General features: G+C 33.0%; 13 protein-coding genes. 10 read left to right on the forward strand and 3 right to left on the reverse strand.

Features of this window, described 5'->3' with window-relative positions:
* The first annotated feature begins 15 nt into the window (after window positions 1–15).
* From Q0829_RS07720 to Q0829_RS07735, 4 genes are all read left to right on the forward strand, one after another.
* A complete protein-coding gene (locus tag Q0829_RS07720; protein WP_298541602.1) occupies window positions 16–2,514 on the forward strand; it encodes a DUF5686 and carboxypeptidase-like regulatory domain-containing protein in 2,499 nt (832 codons plus the stop codon).
* A gap of 201 nt (window positions 2,515–2,715) precedes the next feature.
* Window positions 2,716–3,246, forward strand: a complete 531-nt coding sequence (locus Q0829_RS07725) for an inorganic diphosphatase (RefSeq protein WP_298541603.1) — start codon at window positions 2,716–2,718, stop codon at window positions 3,244–3,246.
* 112 nt (window positions 3,247–3,358) lie between these two features.
* Window positions 3,359–5,764 carry a sodium-translocating pyrophosphatase gene (locus tag Q0829_RS07730; protein WP_298541604.1) on the forward strand — a complete coding sequence of 802 codons (2,406 nt, stop codon included), beginning with the start codon at window positions 3,359–3,361 and terminating at the stop codon, window positions 5,762–5,764.
* A 73-nt stretch (window positions 5,765–5,837) separates the two neighbouring features.
* Window positions 5,838–6,833: a phosphatase domain-containing protein gene (locus tag Q0829_RS07735; RefSeq protein WP_298541605.1), complete on the forward strand. Its 996-nt coding sequence runs from the start codon at window positions 5,838–5,840 to the stop codon at window positions 6,831–6,833.
* Here the strand turns inward: Q0829_RS07735 and Q0829_RS07740 are convergent.
* Window positions 6,830–7,597 carry an XRE family transcriptional regulator gene (locus Q0829_RS07740; RefSeq protein ID WP_298541606.1) on the reverse strand — a complete coding sequence of 256 codons (768 nt, stop codon included), beginning with the start codon at window positions 7,595–7,597 and terminating at the stop codon, window positions 6,830–6,832. The genes Q0829_RS07735 and Q0829_RS07740 overlap by 4 nt on opposite strands.
* A 167-nt stretch (window positions 7,598–7,764) precedes the next feature.
* Here Q0829_RS07740 and Q0829_RS07745 point away from each other — a divergent pair, with 167 nt between their 5' ends.
* Genes Q0829_RS07745 through Q0829_RS07760 form a run of 4 tightly spaced genes read left to right on the forward strand, consistent with a single transcriptional unit; the run spans window position 7,765 to window position 10,595 of the window.
* Complete coding sequence (locus tag Q0829_RS07745) at window positions 7,765–8,145, forward strand: DUF559 domain-containing protein (protein WP_298541607.1); 381 nt, start codon at window positions 7,765–7,767, stop codon at window positions 8,143–8,145.
* Window positions 8,135–9,394 (forward strand): putative DNA modification/repair radical SAM protein, encoded by a 1,260-nt coding sequence (locus Q0829_RS07750; protein ID WP_298541608.1) that lies wholly within the window; start codon window positions 8,135–8,137, stop codon window positions 9,392–9,394. Before Q0829_RS07745 ends, Q0829_RS07750 begins: the two co-directional genes overlap by 11 nt.
* A gap of 11 nt (window positions 9,395–9,405) precedes the next feature.
* Complete coding sequence (locus Q0829_RS07755; protein WP_298541609.1) at window positions 9,406–10,179, forward strand: TIGR03915 family putative DNA repair protein; 774 nt, start codon at window positions 9,406–9,408, stop codon at window positions 10,177–10,179.
* A gap of 53 nt (window positions 10,180–10,232) precedes the next feature.
* Window positions 10,233–10,595 carry a hypothetical protein gene (locus Q0829_RS07760; protein ID WP_298541610.1) on the forward strand — a complete coding sequence of 121 codons (363 nt, stop codon included), beginning with the start codon at window positions 10,233–10,235 and terminating at the stop codon, window positions 10,593–10,595.
* A 59-nt stretch (window positions 10,596–10,654) separates the two neighbouring features.
* Here Q0829_RS07760 and Q0829_RS07765 read toward each other — a convergent pair whose 3' ends face one another.
* Window positions 10,655–11,230 (reverse strand): nitroreductase, encoded by a 576-nt coding sequence (locus Q0829_RS07765; RefSeq protein ID WP_298541611.1) that lies wholly within the window; start codon window positions 11,228–11,230, stop codon window positions 10,655–10,657.
* 70 nt (window positions 11,231–11,300) lie between these two features.
* Here Q0829_RS07765 and Q0829_RS07770 point away from each other — a divergent pair, with 70 nt between their 5' ends.
* Together Q0829_RS07770 and Q0829_RS07775 are read left to right on the forward strand one after the other, a co-directional pair.
* On the forward strand, window positions 11,301–12,005 hold the full coding sequence (locus Q0829_RS07770; RefSeq protein ID WP_298541612.1) for a methyltransferase domain-containing protein: 705 nt from the start codon (window positions 11,301–11,303) through the stop codon (window positions 12,003–12,005).
* A 2-nt stretch (window positions 12,006–12,007) separates the two neighbouring features.
* Entirely contained in the window at window positions 12,008–12,472 is a 465-nt protein-coding gene (locus Q0829_RS07775) for a hypothetical protein (protein WP_298541613.1), read from the forward strand.
* Here the strand turns inward: Q0829_RS07775 and Q0829_RS07780 are convergent.
* Complete coding sequence (locus Q0829_RS07780) at window positions 12,453–13,574, reverse strand: pentapeptide repeat-containing protein (protein ID WP_298541614.1); 1,122 nt, start codon at window positions 13,572–13,574, stop codon at window positions 12,453–12,455. The genes Q0829_RS07775 and Q0829_RS07780 overlap by 20 nt on opposite strands.
* Between the last annotated feature and the right edge of the window lie 103 nt (window positions 13,575–13,677).

The raw sequence follows: 13,677 nt of genomic DNA on the forward strand, positions 1-13,677 counted from the left end.
ATTTAAAAATATTAGATGAGATATTGGGTTTTAGGGTTTGTATTTTTTGTTTTTAGTAACTCTTTCATTTTCGGACAGACCAAAGTAAGTGGTCATGTATATGACAGTAACAAACAAGCTGTCCCTTTCGCAAACATTGTTTTTGTAAATTCTACAATAGGAACCATCACGGATGAAAATGGTAAATTCTATATGGAATCTGAACAAAACCACAATAGTATTAAAGTTTCTTTCATTGGTTTTGAAACAAAAACAATAAAGCTTTCTAAACGTACTACTTACAATATGGAGGTTGTTTTGGAAGAAGAAGCAGCTTCTCTAGACGAAGTCGTTATTTACAAAGGTAAAACCTCTAAAAAAAATAATCCAGCGATAGATATCCTTCGTAAAATTTGGGACAACCGAAGAGAAAATGGTGTTAAGAAATTCAAGCAATACAATTACGATAAGTATGAAAAGTTAGAGTTTGACCTTAACACGATCGATAGCGCATTAGTAAATAGCAGAATTTTTAATGGTATGGAGTTTATTTTTGAAGACATTGACACTTCTAGAATAACAGGAAAAACATACCTCCCTATTTTTTTAAATGAAGCTATATCCAAAGTATATGGTGATAATGAACTTAACGAACTTAAAGAAGTTCTTAAAGGAAACAAAAATGCCGGCTTTAGTGACAACCAAACACTGATTGCTTTTGTAAAAGACTTATATTCTGATTATGATATCTATGATAATTATCTAAAGTTCTTTGACAAAAGTTTTACAAGCCCATTATCCAGAACCGGAATAAACGTATATAACTATGTGCTTTCTGATAGTGCTTACATCGGTGATAAATGGTGTTATAACATTATCTATTATCCAAGAAGAAAAAATGAACTAACATTTAAAGGAGATTTTTGGGTAAATGACACAACCTGGGCAATTAAAGAAATCAATCTAGAAGTAACCAAAAGTGCCAACATAAATTGGGTAAAAGATCTATATATTGAACAGGAGTTTGATGTTCTTAACGATTCTATATTTTTAATTACAAAGGATTACTTTCAATCAGATTTTGCCTTTAATAAAAAAGAAAAATCTAGAGGAGTATATGGTAAAAGAACTACCCTTTTTGATAACTACAAATTTGACCAGAAAAAAGGCAGGAAGTTCTATCAGAGTCAAGTAGATCCTTATAATCAAGAAATTTATAATCGAGATGATTCATTTTGGACAAATGCCAGAATGGAAGACTTAAACAAAGATGAACAAAAGGTATATAAACTTTTAGACACGTTAAAAACGGTTAAAGCATTTAAAAGATTATATAACATTGGAACCATATTAGCTACAGGTTACGTAGAATTTAACGGTTGGGATTTTGGTCCATTATTTTCTACCGTTGGTTATAACACCATAGAAGGTTTTAGATTAAGAGCTGGAGGTAGAACATATTTCACAGCAAATGATCGATGGAGAATAGAAGGATATGGTGCATATGGTTTTAGAGATAACAAGTTTAAATATGGATTGTCGGGAAAATATCTTGTAGACCGAAAATCCAGACTAATTGTTTCTGCCGGGAATCGAAGAGATGTGGAACAACTCGGAGCCAGTCTTACCAATACTAATGATGTAGAAGGGAGAAGTTTAGCATCTTCTTCTATTGTGGCGACTGGAGATAACAGTAGATTAACTTCTATTAACCTATCTGCATTTTCTATGCAAATAGAACCCAGAAAGAACTTTACTCTTGGAGTTACAGGATCTTTTAGGACATTAAAACCCGCAGATGGCAATTTATTTAGTTTAGATTTTGTTGATCCTGATACTGGTGAGATTAGATCAGAAATAAAACAAGCAGAAATTTCGACTTCGCTTGCATACTACCCAAAAAGAAAAACTACTGGATATGGTGTAGATAGAGTTACTGTTAATGATGGCGACTTTGCTCAATTATTCCTTAATTATTCTTTAGGTTTAGATCACATATTAGAAAGTGATTTTGAATATCAAAAACTTCAATTTTTCTATCGTCAACCCTGGAATATTGGTGGATTTGGAGTTCTGAACAGTTCTTTAGAAGTAGGAAAAACTTTTGGAGAAGTTCCACTTGGATTATTAAGCGTAGTACCTGGTAACCAAACATATTTATCAATTCAGAACACATTCCCATTATTGAACTTTTATGAGTTTGTGACAGACACCTATGCTGCAGTTCATATTGAACATAACTTCAATGGAAGAATTTTTTCTAGAATTCCATTACTTAGAAAATTAAACTTACGTGAACTTGTTGGTGTTCGAGGAGTATGGGGAGAACTATCTGATGAAAATATCGCTCTGGATGCTTCTGGCTTTTTACAAACCGTAGGAGCTCCTGATGATGAAATATATTGGGAATATAGTGTTGGTGTTGGAAACATCTTTAAAATCTTTAGGATAGACTTCCATTTTAGAGGAAATTACTTTGATAATCCTGATGCTCGTGATTTTGGAGTTACGGGCTCTTTTGGTTTCTATTTCTAAAATCAATCAGTAAATCTTAATTTATCTATGATTAATTATTAGTGATTTCTTCCTAAAAAGTTACCAAATATATTTTACGAAAAGCTTATAGGTTACCATAACATTAAAATTTAATGTATAAACCTATTATTTTTAGCTATAAATTTTAACCAACCCCTTGTAATACTTATATTTGCCGCCCATAAAAATGAGAACAAGAATATGAGCGCAGCAACTCGCGAAAGTTTCGATGTACTAATCGAAATACCAAAAGGAAGTCGTAATAAATATGAATACGATTTTGATATAAAAAAGATCCGATATGATCGCATGATTTTTTCTTCTATGATGTATCCTGCAGATTATGGATTTATACCAGAAACTTTAGCATTGGATGGAGACCCATTAGATGTTTTAGTATTAGTAACAGAACCTACATTTCCTGGATGTGTAATGGAAGTAAAACCAATAGGTGTTTTCCATATGGCAGATGAAAAAGGTCCAGATGAAAAAATTATCTGTGTACCAGTTGCTGATCCGATTGCCAGTCGATTAGCTGACCTAAAAGAAATGAATCCACATTTAATAAAAGAAATAGAACACTTTTTCCAGGTTTATAAAGATCTTGAGAAAAAGAAAGTTGATGTTGGCGGATGGGGTAATATAGATGAAGCTAAACAAATCATCAAAGACTGTGTAAAACGTTTTGAGGATATGCCAAATAGACCCGAAGGTTTATTTAGCATTTACTAAAGTTATATACAAAAAATAAATAAAAGCGCAATATTTTCTTAGAAATATTGCGCTTTTTCTTTTTAGCTTTATTTTACTACATTTAGCCACTAATTAACTAAAAACACATTTAATGGAATCAAATATGATTTATATGCCAATTGTTTTGGCAATATTAGGGCTTATTTATATGCTAGTTAAAAAATCTTGGGTAATGAAACAAGATGCTGGTGATGGTAAAATGAAAGAAATTTCAGATCATATATACGAAGGAGCCTTAGCTTTTTTAAATGCGGAGTACAAATTACTTGCGATATTTGTGTTGATAGTTAGTGTATTACTAACAATTGTTTCTTTTGTAGTACCTACTACTCATTGGTTAATTGTAATTGCTTTTATATTCGGAGCTGTTTTCTCTGCTTTTGCAGGTAATATAGGAATGAAAATAGCTACAAAAACTAATGTAAGAACAACGCAAGCCGCTCGTACTAGTTTACCAAATGCACTTAAAATTTCTTTTGGAGGAGGTACTGTAATGGGACTTGGTGTTGCAGGTTTAGCTGTATTAGGCTTGACCGCTTTCTTCATATTCTTTTTTCACTTTTTTATGGGTGGAGAATGGACCAACACAATGGATATGACTATTGTCCTTGAGACTTTAGCCGGATTCTCTTTGGGAGCTGAATCTATTGCTCTATTTGCTCGTGTAGGTGGAGGTATCTATACGAAAGCAGCTGATGTAGGAGCAGATTTAGTAGGTAAAGTCGAAGCGGGTATTCCTGAAGACGACCCACGTAATCCTGCTACAATTGCAGATAATGTTGGAGATAATGTTGGAGATGTTGCAGGTATGGGTGCTGATTTATTCGGTTCTTATGTGGCAACTGTATTAGCCGCAATGGTACTTGGAAACTACGTGATCAAGGATATGGGAGGTGCAATCTCTGATCTTTTTGGAGGTATTGGCCCAATCTTATTACCTATGGCAATTGCTGGTGCAGGAATTATCATCTCTGTTATTGGTACCATGTTGGTAAAAATCAAAAGCAATGATGCTAAAGAAGCTCAAGTAATGGGAGCACTTAATGTTGGTAATTGGACATCAATTATATTGGTAGCGGTAGCTTGTTTTGCTTTGTGTAAGTGGATGCTTCCGGAAACAATGAAAATGGAGTTCTTTGGAGAAGGACTTATAGAGATTTCTGCAATGCGCGTATTTTATGCAACACTTGTTGGTCTAGTAGTTGGAGCTGTAATATCATCAGTAACTGAGTACTACACAGGATTAGGTAAATCTCCAATCCTTAAAATTGTACAACAATCAAGCACAGGTGCCGGAACCAATATTATAGCAGGTTTGGCAACCGGTATGATTTCCACCTTCCCTTCTGTATTATTATTTGCAGGAGCTATCTGGGCCTCTTATGCATTTGCAGGATTTTATGGAGTAGCATTAGCGGCTTCTGCTATGATGGCAACAACAGCTATGCAATTGGCAATTGACGCATTTGGACCAATATCGGATAATGCTGGAGGAATTGCAGAAATGAGCGAACAAGAACCAATCGTAAGAGAACGTACTGATATATTAGATTCAGTTGGAAACACAACGGCTGCAACAGGAAAAGGATTTGCGATTGCTTCTGCTGCATTAACATCTTTAGCATTATTTGCCGCTTATGTAACCTTTACAGGGATAGATGGAATCAATATTTTTAAAGCGCCAGTATTAGCAATGTTATTTGTCGGAGGAATGGTACCCGTAGTATTTTCTGCCTTAGCAATGAATGCCGTTGGGAAAGCAGCAATGGAAATGGTGCAGGAAGTACGTCGTCAGTTTAGAGACATCCCAGGAATTATGGAAGGTACAGGAAAACCTGAATATGATAAGTGTGTTGCAATTTCGACACAAGCTTCCTTAAAGGAAATGATGTTACCTGGACTACTAACTATTGGATTTCCTTTAGTAATAGCATTTGTTCCATTATTATTCGGAATGAACACCTTAGCAATTGCCGAAATGCTAGGAGGATATATGGCAGGGGTAACTGTATCTGGTGTTTTATGGGCAATATTCCAAAATAATGCAGGTGGAGCCTGGGATAATGCAAAAAAATCATTTGAAGCTGGCGTAGAGATTAATGGAGAGATGACGTATAAAGGTTCTGATGCTCATAAAGCTGCCGTGACTGGTGATACAGTTGGGGATCCTTTCAAAGATACTTCAGGACCATCTATGAACATACTAATCAAATTAACATGTCTTATCGGACTTGTAATTGCTCCAATTCTTGGCGGTCACACTTCTGAAACAGCTGTAGCGACTAATGAAATAGAAGTTATAGAGACTAAATCATCTTCTAACCCTGTTGAAAAACAAATTGAAGTTAAGATGAATATGAATGGGGACTTAGCGAATGCCGAAGTTACTATTACAAAGACTGAAAATGGCAATACTTCTGTAGAAACTAAAAAATTAAAAGGCACAGAAGAAGAAGTGAAAATTAAAATTGAAGAAATTAGAGCCTCTATAAAATAATTATCAAAAGCTATTTAATAAAGAGCCTCGCTAATTAGCGGGGTTTTTTATCTTTATACTTTAAGAAAAATCTATGTTTAAAAAAAAACCATTACGAATTAATTCTTATCTAGGATATGGTACAACAACCAGATTAAGAGCTACCGGCAGAGCTTTAGAAGACGAAAACATTAATTTTGATGGTAACACAGGGATTCTTAGAACATTATACAATATATTTAAACAGTTTGAAAGTGATGAAATAAAAAAAGCGCACATTGAACTAAAACTATCAAATGGCCAAAAATTCTCTACAACCACCGACTCAGAAGGATACTATAATTTTGATGAGCTTTTATCAAACCCTCTTGAATTAACAAATAAAGAAGAATGGACACCCTATATTGTTTCCTACAAAAGTAATAGTAAAAGGATCATACAGGATAACATATTTGAAGGAAAAATGTTAACACCTTCTATGAAGGCTTCATACGGTGTCATAAGTGATATTGATGATACAATTTTACATACTGGAGTTGCTTCGTTTTTCAAATGGAGAGTGATTGCAAATACTTTTTTTAAAAATTTTGACAGACGATTGCCTCTGGAAGGAACCGTTCAATTCTATCAAGAATTAAAACTAGGCAAAAACACTTCACCTGTTAATCCCATATTTTATGTTAGTAATAGTCCTTGGAATTTATATGATTACCTAACAGCTTTTCTCAAAAAACACAACTTTCCTGAAGGTCCTATTTTGTTAAGAGATTTTAGAACACCCTTTGATAAAACACCTAAACCTGTAGCACCTCATAAACAATCCGAAATTTTAAATCTTATAAAAATATATCCCAATTTAAAATTTATTCTTATTGGAGATAGTGGAGAAAAAGACGCAGACATCTATACCGATATTGCAATAAAACATCCGAACAGAATTTTAGCAATCTACCTGAGAAGTGTAAATCACGAAAGAAAAGAAAAAAGAATCAAGAAAATCATAAATTCTTTTACAACTACCCCCATCCTTCTTGTTCATTCATCACAAGAAGCTGAAGAACATGCCAGAAAACATGGATTTATCACTTAGTTTTTCAAACTTCTAACTTCTGAGGTAAGCGTTAACATTGCATCTTGTAATTGCTTAATACTTGCTGCATCAGAATTAGCGTCAATATTAAAGCTTAATTTACTATTCACTTCCCAAACCTCCACAACCTGATGTGTTTGAATAGTATATGGTAAATAGTCAATATTTAAAGAAATCAATGTTAATATAGAAGAATCTTCATTTTTCCTGACTTTTTTTACCACTACGCTATCCTGCAATACTACTACATAAAGTGCATTACTTCGTAACTCGGAAAGATTATTTACTGCTCTTCCTATAACCCATTCTTTGGGCTCTAAAACAGGTAACATACTATCACCTTCTACCTGAAAACCTCTATAAGTAGCATTTCTATATTCCGGAAGAGGAATATCAAAAGCAGGTAATTGCTGATACCAATCCACATCCTGAACATTATGCGGATAACCAGCTGCTGCCTTTACATTAACAAGAACTATATTCTCATTATTTTCTGAATCTACAGTAACTACTTTTGGTGCAACATCACCATTATGTAACTGTATTCTCTTTTGCTCACTTTCGCCAAACAACCAAAGAGGATTTACTCCAAATTCCTGAAGTAATTTGGAAACAACTTTTCCCGAAATTTTCGTTTTCCCTCTTTCTATATCCGCAGTAGAATTCTTAATATTCAGAACTCTAGCAAAATCAGATTGTGTAAAATGATTTTCCTCACGGATCGATTTAAAGCGTTGAATGGTTTGGTTAGTTAAATTATCCATACAACTTTGATTTATAAATTAGTATACATTTCTGTTACTCTGATTTGGGATAATTATGTAACAAATATACTCTTTTTTGGAATATTTCCAATTTTAACACAGTTTCATTTTTATTTTATTGGAATATTTCCATAAATTTGGAAAAATTACTAGTTAACTAAATCCATATGACACCACAAATTGTTTTACACCAACCAGAATCAGAAAAAACTATTAGATATTCATTAAACAATTCAATTCCTGCTACAGAGGAACTTTATAAACGTTTAAGGGAAAAAGGATTTTTCTTTAAAAGGAACTATAAGATTAATAATTATACTTTTGATTTTTATTGTCCTTCATTAAAAATTGCCTTAGAGATTGATGGGTATGCACACGAGTTCTCAGAAGTCTATAGTCAGGATACTCCAAAAAAGTTGCACATTCATTCTTTAGGGATCACAGTATTACGTTTTACTGATTATCAAATTTTAGTAGATATCGAAGAAATTTTCAGAGCCTTAAAACATCAAATCAAACTATCCAATAGAAGTCGATATGTCGTTTGAGAGAACGCGTGAAAAGCTCTCGATTCTAGCAGACGCAGCTAAGTACGATGTATCCTGTGCAAGTAGTGGAGGAAAACGAGAAAACACCAACAAAGGTTTAGGTAATAATACAGGAATGGGTATATGCCATAGTTATACCGAAGATGGTCGCTGCGTATCTTTACTAAAAATTCTACTTACCAATCATTGTATTTTTGACTGCGCATATTGTGTTACCAGAAAAAGTAATGACATAAAAAGGGCGGCATTCAAAATACAGGAAGTTGTTGATCTTACTATTAACTTCTATCGCCGAAATTATATAGAAGGATTGTTTCTTAGCTCAGGAATCTTTAAGAATTCCGATTACACGATGGAACGATTAGTTGCAGTTGCCAAAAAACTTCGATTAGAAGAAAATTTCAACGGATATATTCATTTAAAATCGATTCCAGGCACTAGCGATGAACTTATGAGAGAAGCTGGATTGTATGCGGATCGTCTTAGTGTTAATATAGAAATCCCTACTATATCAGGGCTTAAGCTTTTAGCACCAGATAAAAAACACGAAGATTTCATGAAACCTATGCGAAAGGTAAAAAATGAAATCCTTCAATATAAATCAGAACGAAAAATTATAAAAAATACTCCTAGATACGCTCCTGCAGGACAAAGTACTCAAATGATCATAGGTGCTACCGGAGAAAGCGATAAGGACATTATGTATTCTGCCACTTACTATTATAAAAAGTTCAACATGCGAAGAGTATATTATTCTGGTTATGTTCCGGTAATTACTGATAATCGTTTACCATCTTTACAAACCGAAGTACCTATTCTTAGAGAAAACCGATTGTATCAAACCGATTGGTTATTAAGATTCTATGGATTCTCTGTAAACGAATTATTAAATGACCAATATAAAAACTTAGCACTTGATATTGATCCTAAATTAAGTTGGGCATTACGCAATTTGGATTTTTTCCCTGTTGATATCAACATAGCGGACAAAAGTATTTTAGCTAGAATACCCGGAATTGGAATGCAATCAGTTTCAAAAATATTGCAAGCAAGAAAATTCAGAAAATTAGATTGGACACATCTTAAAGCAATAGGAATAGCATTAAACAGAGCAAAATACTTTATTACCTGCAACTCTAAAGATTTCTATCACAAAGATGTAACACCGCTAACATTAAAGAATATTATTCTAAAAAATTCCAAAAGTAAACACACTAAGTATTTTAAGAACCAATTGAGTCTTTTCTAATAAATACAGACATGAATCCACAGACAATTTTATTATACGACGGAAGTTTTGATGGATTTTTAACATGTGTATTTACAGTATATGAACAGAAAATAATCTCTCCAATTATTAGAAAAGAATCTGAATCAAATAATCAATTATTTACAATTTCAGAACAAATTATTACGGATGAAACAAAATCTAGTCGGGTATGGAAGGGTATAAAAACTAAAATTCCATCCTCGCAACAAAAAGTTCTTTTCAAAGCTTTTCTAAGCGAAATTAAAGGAGTAGAAAACACTCTTCTATGTTATATTAAGAATATATTCAATACAGCTAATTCTACTCTTATTGATTACAGTAATAAAGATATTCTTAAAATAAGTCAAGTAGCCAAAATGGTAGGAAGGGAAAAACATCGAATGGAGGCTTTTGTTCGGTTCCAACGAACAAAAGATGATATTTTTATTTCAACTGTAGAGCCTGATTTTAATGTTTTACCATTATTGATATACCATTTCAAAGATCGATACGCGGATCAAAAATGGCTAATCTATGATATTAAGCGATCCTATGGAATATATTATGACCTTGATAAAGTAGACATAATAACCTTAGACTTTTTTTCAAAACTAAAAACAAACATTCAGAAAGAAAATTATGCTGATAATGAGTTAGATTTCCAGAAGCTTTGGCAAACCTATTTTAACAGTGTTAATATTAGGTCTAGAAAAAATTCAAAACTACATATACAGCATCTTCCCAAGCGTTATTGGAAATACTTAATAGAAAAAAACGAGATATAAAATAAAATGTTAAATTTGGCGTTCAATAACCCAATTAACTAAATCTATCAATTATGAAAAGATTATTTTTAGGAGCAATTGCTCTAATGTTAGCAGTTTCGGTAACCTCTTGTAGGGATACGAAAAAAACAGAAGAAGCTGCCAATGATGCTGTGGAAGAAGTAAAAGAAGCAGCTGAAGAAGTAAAAGAAGAAGCAAAAGAAGCTGTGGAAGAAGCAAAAGAAGCTGCTAGTGAAGCAGTAGAAGATGCAAAAGAAGCAGTAGAAGATGTAAAAGATGCTGCTGGTGAAGCAGTAGAAGATGCGAAAGATGCTGCTGGTGAAGCAGTTGATGCTGCAAAAGAAGTTGTAAAAGAAGGTGCTGATGCAGTAAAAGAAGGTGCTAATAAAGCCACTGATGCATTAAAAAAGCAGTAATATACAAGCAGTATATATAACGTAAAAACCATCCGCCTGAGGCGGATGGTTTTTTATTTTTAATCGTGCCATTCTACCTTTTCCTCAATAGAATTTCGTTTAGAACTTATCACTTCGTCAGTATCATAATTTCCTAAATACAAAAAACCTAAACAACGTTCTCCTTCTTCAAATTCTAAAAACTCATTCATATATTTTATCAATGCGGGACTACTCCAATAGCAACCAACTTTATTAGCTGCACAAGTAAGCCACATATTCTGAACCGCCATTGCGGTAGCTGCAATTTCTTCCCATTCAGGAACCCTCTCTTTGGGATCTCGCTGCATACATATTACAATAATCGCACTAGCAGCTGTGCACTTATTCTTAATCTTTTTATGCTTAAAAGGCGAAAAGCTTTTCTCTGGAGTAATATCAGTATATGTATCAGATAAAAAAGTTCCTAAACGATCTTTCGTTTCTCCCTGCATAACTTTAAAACGCCAAGGTTCCGTTAATCGATGCGTTGGTGCCCAATTCGCGTTTTCTAATAAAATCTTTATAAACTCTTTTGAAACAGGTTTATCATTATATTGAGAAGGAAATATGGCACGACGTTCTCTTATGATTTGATTTAAAAACTCTTTATTCATAAAATTCTCTTTTAAATGTAAAGTTATTATTAATATTGAGACTAATGAAAATAAATACCCGCTATAGATTTTGAATTTTAGTACACGCTCGCATTCAACTGAACAACTGGATAACCTATCTTTATCTGGCGAAGTATTGTTACGAACGCTATCAAGTTTAAAGTTCATCAATAAAATCTTCGGAAATCACAAGCACTTAGCCAACAGTTTACTCGAGTATTGTCTGGCAAATCCAGAGAAAAAGTTGTTTCATATTATAGACCTCGGGTGCGGTGGAGGTGATAGTATTCATTATATTTCGAAAAGGCTAAACGAAAACAACATAAAAACTTCATTTCTTGGAATTGACGGAAATCCTCAAAGCATCGCTTATGCAACTTCTAAATACGAAAATAATAGTACAATAAAGTTTAAAACTGATGACATTTTAGATGAACAGTTCTCTATACCAAAATGTGATATTATCATAAGTAGCCATTTTATGTACCACTTTAAAAATAATGATCTCTCCATCTTTTTAAAAAAAGCACAACAAAAAGGAATTAGCCATGTTATATTTAGTGAATTAAGGAGGAGTAGATTTGCCTATATATTATTTAAATATTTTAGTTATATAATGCCGATTTCTAGTCTCGCAAAAAAAGATGGATTAGTAGCTATCCAAAGAGCTTTTACAAGTAACGAATTAGATTTTATTTTGAATAAAAGTAATGTAAAAAACTACAGTATTAGTAAAAAACATTGGTTTAGAACCTTAACAAAAATTGACCTTTAATTATGAAAGACATCCTATTTCGAAACCTAAAAAAAATAGAACAAACTCCTAAAACCTTACTTTTCTCTTATATAACTATCTATTTTTTATGGGGGTTAGGAATGAATCAATTTGGAGCCGAAATGGAAATAGCAAAATTTGCTAACTGGTGGCAGGTTATTACCTGTTATATTTTGTATATGGTTCCTATATCTATTATGCTAAAAGAATATAACTTCTTTAATCAATATGCTTATGGCTTAGTAGCTATGGGGATACTAGAATTTTTAGGGTATTGGCTACAAACCTCTTATGTATATCCTAATAATATTCTTGATCAACTATTCAATCCTCAAAATTTCAGCTTAGGAATGGCTTTATTTTTTGCGTTGTATTTTCCAGCTGGAAATTGGTTAGTTGACAAAATTCACGGGCTTATCTTTAAAAATCATAAGGTAGATTCATCTTCTACCTTGCAACAAGAATAAACTGTTGTTTCCCTTGCTTTTTAACCCTATACTTATCTTGAATTGCTCTGGCTCCTTTTAAATCCAATGAATCTGTTACATAGGTTATCCAATCTTGCCGATGTACGATAACATTATCCAGGACTATATCCGTGAGGTTAGCATCTTCTAGCTTTGTCCCCCATAAGGTCGCCTCTGTTAAATCTGCTTCAGTTAGATCAGCTCCATATAACTTAGCATTCGTAAGATCGGCACTTAACAACTCAGAATTACTAAGATTAGCATTCGTAAGATTAGCTCTTTTCAGAATAGCGTCAGAAAGGTTTATTTTTTCCATATTAGCTTCTACCAATTCGCTTCTTTCCAAATTAGCGGCAGGTAAATTTACTTCGGATAAATTTGAATGACTTAAATTAACATATCTAAGATTAACTCCTCTACCTAAAAATATATCTTTAAAATACGTATAACTAAAGTCTGAAGCATCTAAGATCTCTCTATAGGATTGATCTGCTAGATTACTTCTTATTAGACTAAATAATAACTGCCCTTTTTCCGGGCTTATTTTTTTATCAATCAACTCTCCATCTTCTTTATATTTATACGGTTTCATTGCTCTAGACAAGCTTGCTATCCTAGCTTCCAAAACCGGGCTAATATTACGCTCGCTAGATCCTTTGTACTTGAGTTCTTCACTAAGGTCAGAAAGTAAGTTATCCATAATAAAAACCAAAGAAGATCTTCTTTCGGCTTCTATCAGTTCATTTTGGTTATCTACTAATGTATTCTGATTGATAACAAGTTTTGTCTGGTATATCAGAATGATAGAAGGAATAAGAGTTACCAGTAACCCAAAAAGACCAATTCTGGTAATACGCCAAATAATATTAGAGGATACATCAGAAACTGTATCTACTGATACTGATTTGGTTTCTTTATATTCAGTAATAGCATTGTTAATACTACCCTTAAGTCTTACTCCAAGAAGAGGCACACTAGATTTTTTAAGTATCCAAAATCCAATACTCTTTTTCTTCTCTTTTCTTTTCTTTATTTGATCTAATTGATCTTGTAGTTGCTTTTTTTCTTGCTCTAGCTGTTCAATTCGTTCTTGCTCAGTCACTTTATCTTAGATTTCGGGATTTACGAAGCTCAATATATTAAAGTTATATGATTCATGCCAAAATAAAAAGAAAGCCTTTTTTAATTAAAAAAGGCTTTCCAAA

Source organism: uncultured Aquimarina sp. (genome assembly GCF_947492405.1).
In the GTDB taxonomy this organism is placed as follows: Bacteria; Bacteroidota; Bacteroidia; order Flavobacteriales; family Flavobacteriaceae; genus Aquimarina.

Coding starts and splice junctions, on each gene's coding strand:
- Q0829_RS07720 (WP_298541602.1), top strand. CDS start 16: ATGAGATATTGGGTTTTAGGGTTTGTATTTTTTGTTTTTAGTAACTCT.
- Q0829_RS07725 (WP_298541603.1), top strand. CDS start 2,716: ATGAGCGCAGCAACTCGCGAAAGTTTCGATGTACTAATCGAAATACCA.
- Q0829_RS07750 (WP_298541608.1), top strand. CDS start 8,135: ATGTCGTTTGAGAGAACGCGTGAAAAGCTCTCGATTCTAGCAGACGCA.
- Q0829_RS07730 (WP_298541604.1), top strand. CDS start 3,359: ATGGAATCAAATATGATTTATATGCCAATTGTTTTGGCAATATTAGGG.
- Q0829_RS07735 (WP_298541605.1), top strand. CDS start 5,838: ATGTTTAAAAAAAAACCATTACGAATTAATTCTTATCTAGGATATGGT.
- Q0829_RS07760 (WP_298541610.1), top strand. CDS start 10,233: ATGAAAAGATTATTTTTAGGAGCAATTGCTCTAATGTTAGCAGTTTCG.
- Q0829_RS07740 (WP_298541606.1), bottom strand. CDS start 7,597: ATGGATAATTTAACTAACCAAACCATTCAACGCTTTAAATCGATCCGT.
- Q0829_RS07745 (WP_298541607.1), top strand. CDS start 7,765: ATGACACCACAAATTGTTTTACACCAACCAGAATCAGAAAAAACTATT.
- Q0829_RS07755 (WP_298541609.1), top strand. CDS start 9,406: ATGAATCCACAGACAATTTTATTATACGACGGAAGTTTTGATGGATTT.
- Q0829_RS07765 (WP_298541611.1), bottom strand. CDS start 11,230: ATGAATAAAGAGTTTTTAAATCAAATCATAAGAGAACGTCGTGCCATA.
- Q0829_RS07775 (WP_298541613.1), top strand. CDS start 12,008: ATGAAAGACATCCTATTTCGAAACCTAAAAAAAATAGAACAAACTCCT.